The following is a 16,058-nucleotide window of genomic DNA, read 5'->3' as shown; positions in this document are numbered from 1 at the left end:
GATGAATATTTGTAAGGTCTATTGAATAAATATACACTAAGATGTATAATTATATTATCAATAACGTATTGGGAAAGCGGGAGATCCATGATGAAAATCGCTTTTGATACGGCGCTGCCGCCGCAAGATCGGCTTGCCGAATTAATTCATACAACGGGCTGGAACGAAAAACTGCAATTAACGCAAATGGAGCTGCATGCAGCGGCAGGGGGAAGCTGGTACGCGGTATCCGCTTATGACGGCGATCACCTGGTTGGCTTCGGCCGGATTGTAACCGATGGCGTGTTCCATGCGCCGATCGTCGATATGATGATCGCGCCGGAATACCAGCAGCGCGGCATCGGCAATACGCTGCTGAAGCTGCTGCTGACGCAATGCAAATCAAGCGGCATTAAGGATGCCCAGCTGTTCAGCGCCAAGGGCAAAAAAGGCTTTTACGAAAAAAGCGGCTTTGCCGAGCCGCCGAGCGAAGCCCCCGGCATGGTCTGGGCAGACCGCGATATCGAGCTGCCTGGTGAGCTGCATACGACGTTGGTTAAATCGGTGTTGTAAAGGAACCCGTTCCGGAAGGAACGGGTTTTCTCTATTTCATAAAGCGAATGTGTTGTGTTGTGCTGTGCTGAGATTCAGAAAAAAATTTCTGAAAAGAAGAACTTATTTTCTTAATTTTTGGGCAAAAGAGGGGAAATGAGCGCAACTCAGAAATTAATTTCTGTTATTAGCCAAAAATTTCTGTTTTTCGGAAAATAATTTCTGAATTGATGGTTGAACGTGAGCAGATATAAAATATTCAGAAATCTTGTGCTGAATTTCAGCCAATAATTTCTGAATGAATGTCACCTACAGGACCGAAGCTTTCTGAAGGCCCGATGAAGCCATGGCGAAGCTTCGGTGAAGCTCCGAAGGAGCCGCGAAGAAGCACCGATTAGCTCTGACCCTTATGTGGCCCCGATGAAGCTTCGGTAAAGCCCCGATGGAACTCCGATGGAACTCCGATGGAACTCCGATGGAACTCCGATGGAACTGCGAAATAGCCCATGTGAATCCCCATCTGCCTCCAGCCCAATTTACGCTAGTCTGCTCGATCCACGTTCCACGCCGCAATCCGTTCATCAACTCGATCCACGTTCCAAGCCGCAGCCATCCGTTCATCAACTCGATGCAACGTTCCAAGCCGCAGCCACCGTTTATCAACTCGAGCCAACATTCCACGACGCAGCCAGTTCCCATCAATTCGATGCAACGTTCCACGCCGCAGCCAACCGCTCGACACCGAGTGAAATGTCCGCGTCGGACAACCCGCCGAACCCGAGCAGTACTGTGGAACGTTCGGCATGTCCGGGAACGAGGGCATAGGTTGAAGTCGGATAAACGCCGACACCCGCGTGCCGGGCCGAACGGACAAGCTCGGCTTCGCACATTCCGTTGCCGACGCGCAGCAGAATATGCAGGCCAGACCCGGCGCCGACGATGTCCACTCCTGCAGGAAACAAGCTGCGAACGGCTAGCAGCAGTGCATCATGCTTCCTGTTGTACAAGCTGCGCATTTTGCGCATATGCCTTTCGAAGTCGCCCGATTCCATGAACAGCTGCAGCGTTTTTTGGAAAATGGGCGATGCCAGTTGATCGTAGCTGTGCGACCGGCGCCGAAACCGTTCCAGCAGCGCCGGCGGCAGCACAAGGTAGCTGAGTCGGAACGATGGCGTCAGCGCTCTGGAGAACGTGCCGACGTAGACGACGCTGCCGTCGTCGTCCATGCTTTGCAGCGACGGAATCGGCCGGCCGCCGTAGCGGAACTCGCCGTCGTAGTCGTTCTCGATAATGTAAGCATGCCGTTCCTTGGCCCAGTTCAGCAGCCGAATTCGCTTGCCCGCGGACAAAGTCATGCCGAACGGGAACTGATGGGACGGCGTGACGTACACGGCCTGCGCGCCGCTATGTTGAACGTCCTCCAGGCGGATGCCGTCCGGATCCAGTCGGGCGGGGTGAACCTGGAAGCGGTATTGCTCCAGCAGTGCCTTGACCCCGTCGTTCACCGATTCTTCGGCTGCGATGCAGCTCAGATCCTCCTTCAGCAGCTGGAACAGCAGGTCGAGCGAATGGTACGTGCCTGCACCAACGACAATTTGCTCCGGCTTGCAGCGGACGCCGCGGATTTGATACAAATACGCCGCGATTTCCGAGCGCAGCTCCGCTTCGCCTTGCAAATCGCCGTACAGCAGCAGGCGACTGTTCTCCGGCAGCAAGCAGCGGTTCATCAGCCTGCGCCATTTGGCGAGAGGGAAGCTGGCTAAGTCGATGCTGCCGTACCCGAAGTCGTAGCGAATCGCACCCGAGTCCTGCGGCGAGGCGTGATACGCGCGCGGCGGAGATTGCGGCACTTCGGCGGTTGGACTTTCGTCTTGGGCAGCCGACATGCTCTTGGAGACGGCTGGCGTCTCAAGTTCGGCGGCGAATAATCCGCTTCGCGGCGAGCTCCGCACGTAGCCCTCGGCGATCAGCTGATCATAAGCGAGCGCGACAGGTGTCCGGCTTACGCCGAGGTGGGCGGACAGCTTGCGGATGGACGGCAAGCGCACGTGTGCGGGGATGCGCCCGGCGCGAATCTCTTCCCGGATAAACCGGTACAGCTGTAAGTAAACCGGTTCGCCGGAAGACTCGTCCAGCTTCGGCGTAAGTTCAAACATGGTCGATTCCCCTCTCACGAAAAATGGAACTAGTAGAAGTAGCTCGATAGCTTAATTGTACGATAGCTCGAGAGCTCGATAACTCAAAAGCTCGATAACTCAAAACTCAAAGCTCAAAAACTCAAAGTTCAATAAAAGTAACTTCTCCTTTACCGGCCGAACCGCTAGAAGCCGCTAAATAACTGGAAAAAGCGTAGTTAATATGAAGAAGAAAGGAGCATTGAAAGAAATAACTGGAAAAGCTGCATCTATTTCACCGTATATTCACGAAAAACGGGTAAGGGGGCCAAATTAACAGCATGTTTTCCATGTAATGGACCAAAAACGAGCATGTCCGGCAAAAATAACAGCAGGTTTTACAGTTATTGTTGAACATCAACTGAATGTCAAATCGAGGAACGACGTGAATTATGTTTTTACTTTGGAACCGTCTAATAGGAACTTATCTTTCTTTGGAATCGCTAGTCAGAAGGGGCTCATTCCAATGAAAACTGACACATACAACTTAACGATTCTGTACATTTAGCAAATGACAAATCTGATTTAAACTCATCGTAACATCCCTGCTGACGAAACGGAAGCTGGGAAAAACAAAATCGACCGCGTTCTTGGACCAGAGATGTCGTGGATCAGAAATGTCATGGATCAGAATTGTCCGTGGATTAGAATGTCATGGTTACAGAAACAACAGCATGAAACCTGATCTACTAAAAACAATCGACCTTGTGACACACCTGCCCTTACCGGTCGCCAAGGAGGACTATCCGATGAGCTTAGTATTGCAGCATATCGAAACATTAAAGCCCTACGCTTTGGGCGCGTTGCCGCCGGACGGAACGGAGGCGATCAAGCTGAACCAGAACGAAAGCCCGTATCCGCCTTCGCCGCTTGTTCTCGAAGCGCTGCGCTCGATGGCGGAAGAAGGGCTGCGGCGGTATCCCGATCCGACGTGCAGCGAGCTGAGAGACGAGCTTGCGGCCGCCTACGGCGTGAAGAAGGAAATGATCTTCTGCGGCAACGGCTCGAGCGAGATCATTTCGCTGATCGTTAAAGTGTTCGTCGGCCCGGGCGGACGCATCGCGCTGCCCGATCCATCCTTCGGCCTGTACCATACGGTTGCCGCATCGCAGCAAGCGGGGAGTATAGCGGTGCCGATCAAGGACGATTACGCGACCGATATCGACGGGCTGCTCGCCCAGGACGTCCAAGCGATCGTGCTCGTCAACCCGAACGCGCCGACAGGGCTGCTGACGCCGCTATCCGAGATCGAGCGGCTCGTGAGCGCCTTCCCCGGTCTTGTCGTCATTGACGAAGCTTATATCGACTTCGCTGAATCGGGCGCGTCCGCGCTCACTTTGCTCGACCGTTACGCCAATCTTATCGTCGTCCGCACCTTTTCCAAAGCCTATGCCTTGTGCGGCGCGCGGGTCGGCTATTGCTTCGGGGCAATCCCGCTGATTGAAGCATTGGACAAAGGCAAAGACATTTATAACGTCAATTCGATCAGCCGCAGCTTAGCTTTGGCAGCCTTGCGGGATAAGCCGTATACGGAGGAGACGATTAAGAGGGTCAAGCGGACTCGGGATACTTTTTGCGAGGAGCTGCGCCGGATGGGCTTTTCAGTTCTACCGTCCCAGTCGAATTTCGTGTTATGCACGCTTCCTGACAACAAAAAAGCCGTCGGCGTCCGGAAAGTGCACGACGACTTGGTCGGCCGGAACATCTATATCCGCTATTTCGAGCATCCGAGACTCGCAGACAAGCTGCGCATTTCGATAGGAACCAATGCGGAAATGAACTGCCTGCTGGAGGCGCTAGTGAACCTGCTACGATCCTATGGCGATGCTTGACGCAGGCTCCCGTACCGCACTTATTTTGCTTTGCAGTACATGCAAATTCGTTGTAATATAGAGATTATATTCGCGGGGCTGATAATCCGGCGCGGGGAGGTTTTGTAATCGATGGATGGATTCAAGATGAAAATATTGGACCTGCTGAAGGAAGACGCGCGTCTTAGCACCGAAACGATAGCGACCATGCTGGACGCGTCCGAGTCTGCCGTCAAAACGGCCATTAACGAAATGGAAGCCGATCATGTCATTGTGAAATACGCGACGGTTGTCAACTGGAGCAAGGTTGACGACGAGAAGGTGACGGCGCTGATCGAGGTGCAAATTACGCCGGAGCGCGGCCGCGGCTTCGAAGGCATTGCGGAGCGCATTTACGTATATCCGGAAGTGAAGTCGGTATATCTGATGTCCGGCGCATACGATTTGCTCGTTGAAGTGGAAGGGAAAAACTTGAAGGAGGTCGCCTCCTTCGTATCCAACAAGCTGTCGCCGATCGAGTCGGTATTGTCGACTAAAACCCACTTCATTCTGAAAAAATATAAGCAGGACGGCATTATCTTCGAAGAATACGAGGATGACCATCGCCTGTTGATTTCACCGTAGAGGGAGAATCGTGATGATTAAAGAGCAGAGATCGATGAAAGATTTTTTGTCTCCTTTGGTAAGGACGATTCCGCCGTCTGGTATCCGCAAGTTTTTTGATTTGGTCAGCGCAAGCAAAGACAAGGATATCATTTCCCTTGGCGTAGGAGAGCCGGATTTTTCGACGCCATGGCATATGCGCGAAGCGGCGGTGCAATCGCTCGAGCGGGGGAGAACGAAGTATACGTCGAACGCCGGGCTCATCGAGCTGCGGGAAGCGATCGGAGAATATTTGCATAGCAATTTCCAAATCAAGTATGAGCCGGAAGACGAGATCATCGTGACGGTAGGAGGCAGCGAGGCGCTGGATTTGGCGCTTCGCGCTTTGATCGTTCCGGGGGATGAAATCTTGATTCCCGAGCCGAGCTTCGTCGCTTATTCGCCGATCACCGCGATTGGCGGCGGCATTCCGGTCGGCATCGAAACGTTCGCCAAGGACAAATTCAAGCTGACGCCGGAGTCGCTGCAAGCCGCCATCACGCCGAAGTCGAAGGTGCTTATTTTGTCCTATCCAAGCAATCCGACGGGCGGCATCATGACCTACGAGGATATGCTGCCGATCGCCAAGATCGTCGAAGAGAACGATTTGATCGTCATTTCCGACGAAATTTACGCCGAGCTGACATACGGGCAGAAGCACGTAAGCTTCGCTTCGATGCCGGGCATGCGCGACCGGACCATTCTGGTCAGCGGCTTCTCCAAGGCGTTCGCGATGACCGGCTGGCGGATGGGTTACGCTTGCGGTCACCCCGACATCATTTCGGCGATGCTGAAAATCCATCAGTATACGATCATGTGCGCTCCGGTCATGGGCCAGGTCGCCGCGCTGGATGCATTGAAATACGGGATGGACGAGAAGGACCGAATGGTCGAATCGTACAATCAGCGCCGGCGTCTCGTCGTGAAAGGCTTCCGCGACATCGGGCTCGATTGCCACGAGCCGGAAGGCGCTTTTTACGCGTTCCCGTCGGTCGCCTCGACGGGACTGTCTTCCGAAGATTTTGCTTTAAAACTGCTTCAGGAATCGAAGGTTGCAGCCGTTCCGGGCAGCGTGTTCGGCTTAGGCGGGGAAGGGTTCCTTCGCTGTTCGTACGCAACGTCGCTTGTGCAACTGACAGAATCGCTCGAGCGTATCGGCAACTTCCTGAATAAGTTGAAAAAAGGGGATATCTGTTAGCTTCCTGTCGGAATTTCTGATATAATCGTAGTATCACGGTCTGATGCCCGGGAACCCGGGCGATGCCGGAAGGAGGGATGATCTTGGCTTTTGTAGAATACGGTCTGCCGTCGTTTAGTGACTGTTTGTTGTCTGAACAAAGAAATGATGCTGCAAAATGGCCTTACAAAGCAAGAAAATTGTCCCCATCTCCGCTTAAATCGTTAGAAGACGAAATTTACAGCTTGCGCAAAAAGATGGAACTCATGTTTGTGCAGGAAAAGTCGTTGTCATCGGATCCCGTCATGGAAATCAGCCGTTTGCTCGATTTGAAAATCAATGAATATATGAAAAAGAAACAAAACGAAAACAAGTAGCCGAGGTGCCGGAGCTGCTTGACTTAAGAGACTTCCGCTTGCGGGAGTCTCTTTTCCGTTTCGTTGCGATAGGATGTAAAGTTTCGGTTAAACCTCCGGATATGGTATGATGGACGTTGGAGACGAGATATGGAGGGTGTTGGACCTATGAAGTGGAGACGCGGAACAATTGCAGTTCTATTATTGACGATTCTGTTCGTAATCGCCGGGTGCGGCGGGCCGAAGGAAGACGTCAGTATTTTTATTATGGGCGACGGCGGTTTTCCGACCGATTTGTCCGCCGATTTGAAGCCGAAGCTTCAGGCTAAGCTAGGGGAAAAGCCGACGGTGAGCGTAAACGTAAGCCCGATGTTCTCGCCGGAGAAAATGATCGTGGAGCTTGCGGCAGGTGAAAACGGCATTATTGTATTGTCGGGAACGCAAGTCAAGGCGCTTGCAAACCAAGGAGCCTTTCAAAGCCTGGAAGACACGTTCGACAAGACGAAGTATCCGAACGGCGTCATGGAAATCACGATCACGGAAAAAGAAAAAGAAACGAAAAAAACCGGTTTGTACGCCATCCCGATGGAGCAGGCCAAGATGTTTACCGATATAGGTTATACGGGGAAAGATTTGTTCGCCTTCATTCCGGTGAATGCGCCGAATGTCGAATATGCGAAGCAAGCGCTTAAGGCGCTTGTCGAAGGATAAGAAAATTTAAGTTCGTTCAAGCATTGCAACGAAGGCGACGGCATACGGTATGACGGGGAGGGGACGAAAATGGTCATTACGGTTATGGGCACTGCGGCCAGCGGGAAAACCGATTTTGCGATCGGCTATGCTGCGGCATGGGGCAAAGAAGGCATTTACCTGGTAACCGAGCCTGCCGGACAAGCAATAATCCCCGATCGGACCAAAGAGCGCCCGCCCGGTGAAGAGGATTCGCCATTCGCGTGGACGACGATTGAGGCGGCTTACGATCTGTCCCACCTGATCGAGCAAATAAACCGCGATTCGAATTTTTTTCGCGCTTATCGCCGAGTGCTCGTTATCGATAACCTGGCATCCTGGCTCCATTATTGGATGGAAAACGGGGCGGCTGGAGACTCGGAAGCATTGCGGGCGAAAACGGAGCAGCTGCTTGTCGAAATCGGCTCTTTCCAAGGAAAGATGATCATCGTGACCCATGAGACGACCGGCTTGCCGTTCGTTCGGATGACGGAGCCGGAGCGGGTTTATTATAAGTTTCTTGGCGATATGAATCGCCGATTGGCGGCGATAAGCCGCGAAATGTTCGTATTGACGGCGGGGATTCCCGTTGAAGTGAAGGCGAAGCGATTTCAATGGGAGAGTGAGCCGAGATGAAAATATATACGCGTACGGGCGACGGAGGAGAGACGGGCGTCATCGGAGGGAGATTGCCGAAGGACGATGCCCGTTTGGAAGCAATCGGAACGGTGGATGAGCTGAACAGCTTCATCGGCGTTGCCGTGGCGCTGATGGCCGGGGATCGGTACCGCGATCTTCGTGCGGATATGTCGCGAATCCAGCATGAGCTGTTCGACTGCGGAGCCGATTTGGCGAGAGTGCATGGCGAGGAAGCGGAATATGCCGTGAAGAGCGTCACGGTCGATCGGCTGGAGCAATGGATTGACCGTTACGATGCCGAAGCGCAGCCGTTAACGCGGTTTATCCTGCCCGGCGGGTCGTCCCTGTCGGCAGCTCTTCATGTATGCAGAACCGTTTGCCGGCGCGCGGAACGGCAGGTCGTTGCTTTGACGCGCGTGCAATCGACGAACGCCGTCATCGTTCGTTATTTGAACCGGCTGTCGGATCTGATGTTTACGGTCGCTCGCGCGGCGAATGTGCGAGAAGGCGTAGCGGACGTGGAATATGTAAGCGGCAGGGAGTTATCTGATCACACATGAAATCTTATTATGAACCGATTGTGCATGTCGTTGCTCCGCAAGAGGACGGCCAAATGCTCAAAACGATATTGCACCGGGAAATGAACGTTTCTCGCAGGCTGCTGTCCCGATTGAAAATGACGGAGCAAGGCATTACGGTGAACGGAGAACGCCGGTATGTGAGTACGCGGGTTCAAGCGGGGGACCGTATCGAGGTGCGCATGGAGCAGGAAGTTTCGGACGATATTTTGCCTCAGCCGATACCGATTGAAATCGTCTACGAGGATGAGCACTTGCTTGTCGTAAACAAGGAGGCGGGCATGATCGTCCATCCGACGAACGGGCATTATGTCAACACCTTGGCGAATGCGGTTGTCTACTACTGGCAGCAAAACAACGAGATTTGCCGCTTCCGGCCCATCCATCGGCTGGACCAGGAAACGACGGGACTTGTCGCGATCGCCAAAAATCCGTACGCGCACCAGTTTATATCGGAGCAAATGATCGCGGGCACGGTCGAGAAGGAATACGTCGCCATCGTATACGGCACTCCTCCCGCAACGTCAGGGACCGTCGACGCGCCGATCGACCGTGATTCGGACAATCCGTACATTCGGGTCGTGCGCGAAGACGGCTACCCATCGGTTACCCACTATGAAACGATCGAGCAATTCGCCAAGGGAGCTTTCATGAAGCTGCGGCTCGAGACCGGGCGAACGCACCAAATCCGCGTTCACATGAAGCATATCGGCTGTCCGCTGATCGGCGACAAAATGTATATGGACGAAAGGTTCGCGGGCGAAGCGGAGGTTATGGCGGCGCTCATCGACCGCCATGCGCTGCATGCGCACAAGCTTGCGTTCGTGCACCCTGCAACCCGGCAGCGGCTTGAGCTAACGGCCGGCCTTCCTGACGATATGAAAGTGCTCGCTGCTGCGTTGCGAGAATAGGATACCGGGCAATCGGCCTCGCGAGTCGATCGGCGGCCCGCCGGTCGGCTTTTTTTCTGAACCTAGGTTTAACCTTTGAAAAGAATGATAGAATAATATAGAGTAAGGATGAAAAACAATGTCCAACGATTTGACCGTATACTGGTATCCGAAATGCGGAACTTGCCGCAGTGCCGCCAAATGGCTGGAAGCCAAAGGGTATACGCTTAAGACGTCCGATCTGTTCCAGCAGGCGCCTTCCGCAGTCGAGCTTACGGAATTGATCCGCATCAGCGGCTTGCCGTTAAAAAAGTTTTTTAACGTATCCGGCGAGGTGTACAAGGAAATGGGGCTTAAAGATAAACTGGGCGGCATGTCGGACGAAGAGCAGATCGCGCTGCTGGCATCGAACGGAAGGCTCGTCAAGCGGCCCATCGTAACGGACGGCGCGAAGGTAACGGTCGGCTTCAAGGAAGACGAATACGCGCAAGTGTGGGGAGCAGGCCGATGAACGTAAATAAAGACTTTATGCAGCGGCTCGGCTCCGCACGGCTCGGCAAACTCGGCTCGGCGATCTTCGCCGAAGTGGCCGCCTGGAAAGAAGAAGCGAAGCAGCGAGGCCATGAGATCATCGATCTCGGCATCGGCAGCCCCGATCGCCCGCCTTCCCCGCGCGTCATGCATGCCCTAGAGCAGGCGGTACGCAATCCCGCGAACTACGGTTATCCGACCTCGGAGGGGAGCGCTGCGTTCCGGCAGGCGGTAACCCGCTGGTACCGTCACCGCTTCGGCGTGGAGCTGGACCCGAGTCGCGAGGTGCTTGCCCTGATGGGCTCGCAGGACGGCCTTGCTCATTTGGCTCTTGCGGTCACCGACCCGGGAGATGTCGTAATCGTGCCCGATCCCGGCTATCCGATCTATTCGGCCAGTCTTGCCGTCGCAGGCGTCCAGCCTTATGCCGTGCCGCTTCGGGAACAACACCGCTTTTTGCCGCAGCTCGATCAAATTCCGGAACCTATCGCCCGCAAAGCGAAGTTTATTTTGCTCAATTATCCAAGCAATCCGATTTCCGCTGTCGCAGACCGCGAATTTTTTGAAAAATTGGTGAACTTCGCGCATACATATGAATTACTCGTCGTTCATGACCTTGCTTATTCGGAAATGGCGTTCGACGGCGTAAGGCCGATCAGCATTCTCGAGATCGAAGGGGCGAAGGACGTTGCGGTCGAATTTCATTCGATGTCCAAAAGCTTCAACATGGCGGGCTGCCGAATCGGTTTTCTCGTAGGAAATGCGACTGCGGTCGGACTTCTGAGGGAGCTGAAGGCGAATATCGACTATGGCACCTTCCTTGCCGTTCAGGAAGCGGCGGTGACTGCTTTGGAGGAAGACATGGAGGGTCGGGAAACCGTCGCGTCTCTCTACGAGCGCCGCAGGGATATTTTCGTCGAAGGTTTGCGGGAAGCAGGGTGGATGATACCGAAGCCGCAAGCAACCATGTTTATTTGGGCGCCGATTCCGAAAGGCTGGACGTCGCGGTCGATTTCCCGGGAAATGCTGTTAAATACCGGCGTCGTCGTCATACCGGGTGACGCGTTCGGCCAAGAGGGGGAAGGTTACGTACGCATAGCGCTAGTTCAGGAAGAAGAAAGGCTGGTAGAGGCGGTTCGGCGGATCGGAAGCTTTCTCAGGAAAATCGCGGCTGGATATGAAAATACAATTTAATAATTGTTACAATTCCTATATAATTTGAAATAACCAGATCAGGTTGAAAGGAGCTAACAAATGGATACGGTTTCATCGTTATCGGAATTGATGGATGCCCATAAATCGGCGTCCTACCTCGAAATCCCGGGAGCGGCGGCGAATACGTTCGGTCAGCGGACATTGTCTACGACGCTGCCTATGAGCAAGCTATTTTCGCTTTACGAGGTCGATTTGGAAGTACAGCGGGCGATCATTCCGCAAAATTTATCGAAACTGATCGATTACGTCATGCTTTATCTCGAAAATTTGCAGGCGATTTATTTCCCGGGCATCATTTTGTCCGCAAGAGGCGCAGGCGAATATGACGAGGAGAAGAAAGTTTACCGATTGTCGGCGATCGAGAAGTTGTACGTCGTAGACGGCCAGCATCGTCTGGCCGCATTCCGTCGATTGATGGAAACTTTGCAAAGCTCGATGACTCGCGCGAAGGACCGCCGGGAATACGACCGTATGGAGGAAATTACGGAGAAGCTTCGCAAAATCTACGAGTTCCCGATGTCGGTCATGATTTATTTGGACATCAACGCGCGCCAGGAGCGGCAATTGTTCTCCGACATCAACAAGCTGCCTCGCAAAATCGGCGGCAATTTGGCCGTATTGCGCGACCAGCGGCGTTTCTACCATGTCGTGGCGACGCAGGTGGCGGCTAACGAACCGGGCATTGAGGCGTTTTCGGTCGACATGTTCTCGGAACGGGGCAAGGATCCCGACTATTTGTTTTCGTACCATTTGCTGATTGAAATATTGGCGGCCTTGTTCGAAGGTCGTCTGAAATCGGCGGCCCGCAACAACGGGTATGCCTTTGAGGAAAGCGAAGTGGCCGAACGCGTCGGGCAGGCGAACGCCTATATCGAGCGGATGTTCCACTACTTGCCGCACCCTGGCAACAACCGGACTTGCTGGACGGAGAACGTTCAAATCGCACTCGCATTGTTCATGCACGAGGAAGCGACAAGAACCGGCACGTTCAACCGGTATACGCTGGAGCACGCGATGAAAATTTTGCCGCATATTCGCTGGGACGATATTTACCAAGGCGACGAAAGCCACCGGTTGCCGCGTCGTTCGAGAATTATGAAAGCTTACCAGTTTATTAAAGACTTCTATGAGCAAAATCACTTGTTCCTGATCAGCGATAAGGAGGATGCCGGATAATGGACGGATTGCGTTTACAGATGACGATACACCCGCTGTGCGGACAATTCGGGCTCTCGACGATTTCGCTGCGGGTGCAGGATTTGCTAAATTACACGACGATCGACCCGATGGTCCAGCGCAAACTGAGCGCGATGCAGCGCCGTAAAATATCGAACTACTTGCAGGAGCGCGAGCTGGACCATGTGTTCTTCGGCCCGGTGACGCTATCGCTTCGCGATGTCAGCCAATTGATGAAGGTACAGAACGAGCTGTACCTGCGCCATGGCTCCAAGCTGAGCATTTTGGACGGCCAGCACCGTATTCTGGCGTTAGGTTACGTCAACGAGCAGATGCTGAAGGAAGTGCGGCGTTATGAACGCAAGGCGGCTTCGCTAAAAGTGAAACAGCGCCGTCAGCCGGAAGATCAGGCGCTCGCCGAGGAACTGACCCAGCTTGAGGGACTGGTCGAGCAAATGGAGGCAAGACGCCTCGACTTGATGGAAACCGAGCTGTCGGTCCAAATCTATATCGGGTTGTCCGAGGAAGGCGAACGCCAGCTGTTCGGCGACATTAACTCGAAGATCATGCTCGTCAGCAAGGAGCTCGGGCACTCGTTCGACTCGACCGATCCGCTCAATATCGTCATCCAGCAGATTGCGGACCACAACGTATTCCTAAAAGGTGCCGGCGTGGAGCGCCGCAACAACTTGACGGCGTTCAACCAGAATTTCACCTGCTTCAGCTGGATGTATTCGGCGGCGACGATGCTGTTCTCCGGCAGAATGCAGCCGTCCTACGAGCTCGCGCGCAAAATTCGGCGCGACCCGTCGTCGTACATTGAAATATTGCACCAATTTTATAACGCGATACTGCCGTTCATGCCGGAGCAGCCGGGGCAGTCGCAGTTTACGTCCGCCAATCGCGCCGTTCAGGAGAGCATCGCTTTGTACGCGCATGATTACTTGTTTGCGGGCGGGGAATACAACAAAGGCTGGACGGCTTGCCTGAACATCTTCGAAGGGTTCGACTGGACGCAGGACAACGAGATGCTAAGCGAGCATTTCGGCAAGCTGGATAACGGCAAGCTGAATCTGATCCACGAGAAATCGCTGAAGAAGCATACGAGAATGGTGCAGCTGTTCAAGCAAATGAACGAGGAGCTGTCGGAAGAGGAAGCGTCGTAGCTCGTTCGCGAATAGGAGCCGCCTGGACGCAATAATGAAAGATGAACGAACTCGGATGAAGAACGCAAAGTTCTGAGCCCGGGTTCGTTTTTTATGTGCTCGTTTTTTTGCGGCGGGGAAGGTTCTTGCTGCTTCGAGGTTCGACGGTTCGCAAAGTTTTTTTGGTGTTGTTTGCCATTGTCGGATCAGGGAGGGAAAGTGGCGTTTTGTGTCGAAATCATATACTAAGCACAAAAAGATAAAGGAGATCTACGTTCCCATGACATTGGAAAACAACGGAAACAACGCAAAAGAACCTTCGCTGTTGATCGTCGACAGCTTCGCTTTATTGTTCAGAGGATTTTACGCGCTGGCGCTAAGCGGCAACTATATGAAAAACTCAAAAGGCTTATATACGAGCGGGTTGTACCAATTTACCCGTTATTTGCTCGATGCGGTCAAGAAATTCGAGCCGACGCACGTCGTCTGCGCTTTCGATATGGGCAAGGAGACGTTCCGCAACACGCTGTATCCGGACTATAAGGGCAACCGCGGCGAACCGCCTATGGAACTGATTCCCCAGTTCGACCAGCTGTGGGATTTGGTAGAAGCGTTCGACATTCCTTGCATCGGCCAAGTCGGGTACGAGGCCGACGACATGATCGGCTCGATGGCGAAGCATTATTCGGCTTCGGGGATGAAGGTACGCATCTTGACCGGCGACGGCGATTCGCTCCAGCTGCTGAACGATACTACCGAGGTCATCATGTTCAAGAAAGGGTTCGGCAACTACGAGGTTGTTACCGTAGACAATCTGTTCGAGATCAAAGGCGTCCAAAGCCCCTATCATATTATCGAAATGAAGGGACTCATGGGCGACACGTCCGACAACATTCCGGGCTGCCCGAACGTCGGACCGAAGACGGCGATTAAGCTGCTCGAAGAATTCGATACGATTGACGGCGTGTACGAGCGGATCGATGAAGTGAAAGGTAAGCTGAAGGAGAGATTGCTGGAGCATAAAGAGCTGGTCTATCTATCCCGCGACTTGGCGACGATCCGAACCGACGTGGCGTTTGAGTGCGAGCTGGATCAATGCTTGTGGCAATGGGACCGGACGAAGCTGATGAACAAGCTGGAGGAGCTGGAGTTCCGGGCTATTATTCGAACGATCGCATAATGTAAAAATATTGATAAGTTTTTCGCGCAAGGATACTTTTCACTCCTGATTTATGCTACGTTCGAGGCATGGAGGAGAGGTTTTATGCTTTATATTTTGACAGCATGCGAAGACATCATGGTAAGGAATACGATTGCGCGGACAGCTGAAGCATGCGGACATGCCATTGTCGGAGTAGCAGAAAGCCCGGAAGAAATATGGACGGAAATCGAAAGAGGCTGGCCGACCGTTCTCCTATCCGATATCGGTTCGGTCCAAGTGGACGGATTGTCGTTGATCCGGCAAATCGATGAACAGCTTCTGCCGATCGTTACGATCGCCGTGAGCGGCAAGAGCTGTCCCGAGCTGATCCGGCAAGCGATGCGAGGCGGTGCGGTCGATTTTCTGACCCTGCCGATTGAAGAGGAAGAACTTGCATGCGCGTTTCAACGAGCTGCCAAGCGTTCCGAGGAGTTCCGCCGCTCTAGCGGCTTGTTTCAGCGGGTCGAGCTTTTTTTTGACCGCTTGAACGACCTGAGCCCGGCTGCGATGGTACGAGAACAGGCCGAAATCGTCCAGAGCATGCTTTCCCCATCGGTCTGGCCAAAAAGCGCGAGCTTCGGCATGCTGCGTATGTTTGCCGCCAAATGGCATGATTGGCTCATTGTGCACGGTCTTGTGCAAGAACCGCCTGCCCGGGGAGCGGACGAAGCCGTCGAAGACTATTTTCAGCGGATAGCGGAGCTGTGGATTGCCCGCTCGACAGCGCCGGTTGACCATAACGGGAAGCTCGTGATCAAGATGGCTTGCGATTACATTCAGCAGCACTATATGGAGTCGTTCACGTTGTCGGAAATAAGCGAGCGGTTCGGGATGAGCGTTTCGTACTTCAGCGCCCAATTCAAACGTTCGACGGGCCGTTCTTTTGTTGAATACGTCAATTCGGTTCGAATACGGAAGTCGCGCGAGCTTCTGCTTCTGCCGAACGTGATGATTTATGAAGTCGCGCATGAGGTCGGCTTCGCCACCGTGCAATATTTTAATAAAATGTTCAAGAACGCGGTCGGCATGACCCCAAACGAATTTCGCAAAAAACTAGGCGTATACTGCTACATTCCTTTATATACGCTGACCTTTTTATATGACTCCGGCTTCGGATGAAGCCGATCGATCGCATAATCAACCCAATAAACGCAATGTCCTGGATCAAGGGGCACTGCGTTTTTTTGCGTTTTAAAGATTTGGTTAAGAAGAAAATCAGCGAATAAAAAGTCGATTCGTTTCATTACTTCGCGCTCTTCTGAT

16 protein-coding genes are annotated in these 16,058 nt (G+C 53.2%); 15 read left to right on the top strand and 1 reads right to left on the bottom strand.

Going from position 1 to position 16,058, the window contains the following annotated elements; all coding sequences use genetic code 11:
- Positions 1-90 precede the first annotated feature (90 nt).
- Entirely contained in the window at positions 91-552 is a 462-nt protein-coding gene (locus tag AC0LWM_RS09085) for a GNAT family N-acetyltransferase (protein ID WP_474674602.1), read from the top strand.
- Positions 553-1,229: 677 nt separating this feature from the next.
- Here AC0LWM_RS09085 and pdxR read toward each other — a convergent pair.
- Positions 1,230-2,687, bottom strand: coding sequence for a MocR-like pyridoxine biosynthesis transcription factor PdxR (pdxR, locus tag AC0LWM_RS09080; RefSeq protein WP_474674601.1), 1,458 nt, complete (start codon positions 2,685-2,687; stop codon positions 1,230-1,232).
- 767 nt (positions 2,688-3,454) lie between these two features.
- Between pdxR and hisC the strand changes: the two genes are divergently transcribed.
- The 14 genes from hisC to AC0LWM_RS09010 all read left to right on the top strand — a co-directional run bounded on the left by hisC (position 3,455) and on the right by AC0LWM_RS09010 (position 15,914).
- Complete coding sequence (gene hisC / locus AC0LWM_RS09075) at positions 3,455-4,537, top strand: histidinol-phosphate transaminase (RefSeq protein ID WP_474674600.1); 1,083 nt, start codon at positions 3,455-3,457, stop codon at positions 4,535-4,537.
- Positions 4,538-4,648: 111 nt separating this feature from the next.
- A complete protein-coding gene (locus tag AC0LWM_RS09070; protein WP_474674599.1) occupies positions 4,649-5,140 on the top strand; it encodes an Lrp/AsnC family transcriptional regulator in 492 nt (163 codons plus the stop codon).
- 13 nt (positions 5,141-5,153) lie between these two features.
- Positions 5,154-6,356 carry an aminotransferase class I/II-fold pyridoxal phosphate-dependent enzyme gene (locus tag AC0LWM_RS09065; protein ID WP_474674598.1) on the top strand — a complete coding sequence of 401 codons (1,203 nt, stop codon included), beginning with the start codon at positions 5,154-5,156 and terminating at the stop codon, positions 6,354-6,356.
- Between the two features lie 83 nt (positions 6,357-6,439).
- Positions 6,440-6,712 carry a Spo0E family sporulation regulatory protein-aspartic acid phosphatase gene (locus AC0LWM_RS09060; RefSeq protein WP_474674597.1) on the top strand — a complete coding sequence of 91 codons (273 nt, stop codon included), beginning with the start codon at positions 6,440-6,442 and terminating at the stop codon, positions 6,710-6,712.
- 147 nt (positions 6,713-6,859) lie between these two features.
- Positions 6,860-7,402, top strand: coding sequence for a hypothetical protein (locus AC0LWM_RS09055; protein WP_474674596.1), 543 nt, complete (start codon positions 6,860-6,862; stop codon positions 7,400-7,402).
- 69 nt (positions 7,403-7,471) lie between these two features.
- Complete coding sequence (locus AC0LWM_RS09050; RefSeq protein ID WP_474674595.1) at positions 7,472-8,056, top strand: bifunctional adenosylcobinamide kinase/adenosylcobinamide-phosphate guanylyltransferase; 585 nt, start codon at positions 7,472-7,474, stop codon at positions 8,054-8,056.
- Positions 8,053-8,619 carry a cob(I)yrinic acid a,c-diamide adenosyltransferase gene (locus AC0LWM_RS09045; protein ID WP_474674594.1) on the top strand — a complete coding sequence of 189 codons (567 nt, stop codon included), beginning with the start codon at positions 8,053-8,055 and terminating at the stop codon, positions 8,617-8,619. Before AC0LWM_RS09050 ends, AC0LWM_RS09045 begins: the two co-directional genes overlap by 4 nt.
- Positions 8,616-9,548, top strand: coding sequence for an RluA family pseudouridine synthase (locus AC0LWM_RS09040; RefSeq protein ID WP_474674593.1), 933 nt, complete (start codon positions 8,616-8,618; stop codon positions 9,546-9,548). Before AC0LWM_RS09045 ends, AC0LWM_RS09040 begins: the two co-directional genes overlap by 4 nt.
- A gap of 118 nt (positions 9,549-9,666) precedes the next feature.
- On the top strand, positions 9,667-10,038 hold the full coding sequence (locus AC0LWM_RS09035; protein WP_474674592.1) for an arsenate reductase family protein: 372 nt from the start codon (positions 9,667-9,669) through the stop codon (positions 10,036-10,038).
- A gap of 17 nt (positions 10,039-10,055) precedes the next feature.
- Complete coding sequence (locus AC0LWM_RS09030) at positions 10,056-11,252, top strand: aminotransferase class I/II-fold pyridoxal phosphate-dependent enzyme (RefSeq protein ID WP_474674839.1); 1,197 nt, start codon at positions 10,056-10,058, stop codon at positions 11,250-11,252.
- 60 nt (positions 11,253-11,312) lie between these two features.
- Positions 11,313-12,449: a DNA sulfur modification protein DndB gene (locus AC0LWM_RS09025; RefSeq protein WP_474674591.1), complete on the top strand. Its 1,137-nt coding sequence runs from the start codon at positions 11,313-11,315 to the stop codon at positions 12,447-12,449.
- Positions 12,449-13,615, top strand: coding sequence for a DNA sulfur modification protein DndB (locus AC0LWM_RS09020; protein WP_474674590.1), 1,167 nt, complete (start codon positions 12,449-12,451; stop codon positions 13,613-13,615). The genes AC0LWM_RS09025 and AC0LWM_RS09020 overlap by 1 nt, the downstream gene beginning before the upstream one ends.
- A 259-nt stretch (positions 13,616-13,874) precedes the next feature.
- Positions 13,875-14,774: a 5'-3' exonuclease gene (locus AC0LWM_RS09015; protein WP_474674589.1), complete on the top strand. Its 900-nt coding sequence runs from the start codon at positions 13,875-13,877 to the stop codon at positions 14,772-14,774.
- An 84-nt stretch (positions 14,775-14,858) separates the two neighbouring features.
- Positions 14,859-15,914: a helix-turn-helix domain-containing protein gene (locus tag AC0LWM_RS09010; RefSeq protein ID WP_474674588.1), complete on the top strand. Its 1,056-nt coding sequence runs from the start codon at positions 14,859-14,861 to the stop codon at positions 15,912-15,914.
- The last annotated feature ends 144 nt before the right edge of the window (positions 15,915-16,058 follow it).

This window comes from Paenibacillus sp. sgz302148, assembly GCF_056120465.1.
This window is presented reverse-complemented; position numbering and strand designations above follow the sequence as displayed.

What these genes read in the sequence shown, in the direction of transcription:
- AC0LWM_RS09025 (WP_474674591.1), top strand. Translation starts at nt 11,313, where the DNA reads ATGGATACGGTTTCATCGTTATCGGAATTGATGGATGCCCATAAATCG.
- AC0LWM_RS09035 (WP_474674592.1), top strand. Translation starts at nt 9,667, where the DNA reads ATGTCCAACGATTTGACCGTATACTGGTATCCGAAATGCGGAACTTGC.
- pdxR (WP_474674601.1), bottom strand. Translation starts at nt 2,687, where the DNA reads ATGTTTGAACTTACGCCGAAGCTGGACGAGTCTTCCGGCGAACCGGTT.
- AC0LWM_RS09030 (WP_474674839.1), top strand. Translation starts at nt 10,056, where the DNA reads ATGCAGCGGCTCGGCTCCGCACGGCTCGGCAAACTCGGCTCGGCGATC.
- AC0LWM_RS09015 (WP_474674589.1), top strand. Translation starts at nt 13,875, where the DNA reads ATGACATTGGAAAACAACGGAAACAACGCAAAAGAACCTTCGCTGTTG.
- AC0LWM_RS09050 (WP_474674595.1), top strand. Translation starts at nt 7,472, where the DNA reads ATGGTCATTACGGTTATGGGCACTGCGGCCAGCGGGAAAACCGATTTT.
- AC0LWM_RS09055 (WP_474674596.1), top strand. Translation starts at nt 6,860, where the DNA reads ATGAAGTGGAGACGCGGAACAATTGCAGTTCTATTATTGACGATTCTG.
- AC0LWM_RS09040 (WP_474674593.1), top strand. Translation starts at nt 8,616, where the DNA reads ATGAAATCTTATTATGAACCGATTGTGCATGTCGTTGCTCCGCAAGAG.
- AC0LWM_RS09010 (WP_474674588.1), top strand. Translation starts at nt 14,859, where the DNA reads ATGCTTTATATTTTGACAGCATGCGAAGACATCATGGTAAGGAATACG.
- AC0LWM_RS09065 (WP_474674598.1), top strand. Translation starts at nt 5,154, where the DNA reads ATGATTAAAGAGCAGAGATCGATGAAAGATTTTTTGTCTCCTTTGGTA.
- hisC (WP_474674600.1), top strand. Translation starts at nt 3,455, where the DNA reads ATGAGCTTAGTATTGCAGCATATCGAAACATTAAAGCCCTACGCTTTG.
- AC0LWM_RS09020 (WP_474674590.1), top strand. Translation starts at nt 12,449, where the DNA reads ATGGACGGATTGCGTTTACAGATGACGATACACCCGCTGTGCGGACAA.
- AC0LWM_RS09070 (WP_474674599.1), top strand. Translation starts at nt 4,649, where the DNA reads ATGGATGGATTCAAGATGAAAATATTGGACCTGCTGAAGGAAGACGCG.
- AC0LWM_RS09085 (WP_474674602.1), top strand. Translation starts at nt 91, where the DNA reads ATGAAAATCGCTTTTGATACGGCGCTGCCGCCGCAAGATCGGCTTGCC.
- AC0LWM_RS09045 (WP_474674594.1), top strand. Translation starts at nt 8,053, where the DNA reads ATGAAAATATATACGCGTACGGGCGACGGAGGAGAGACGGGCGTCATC.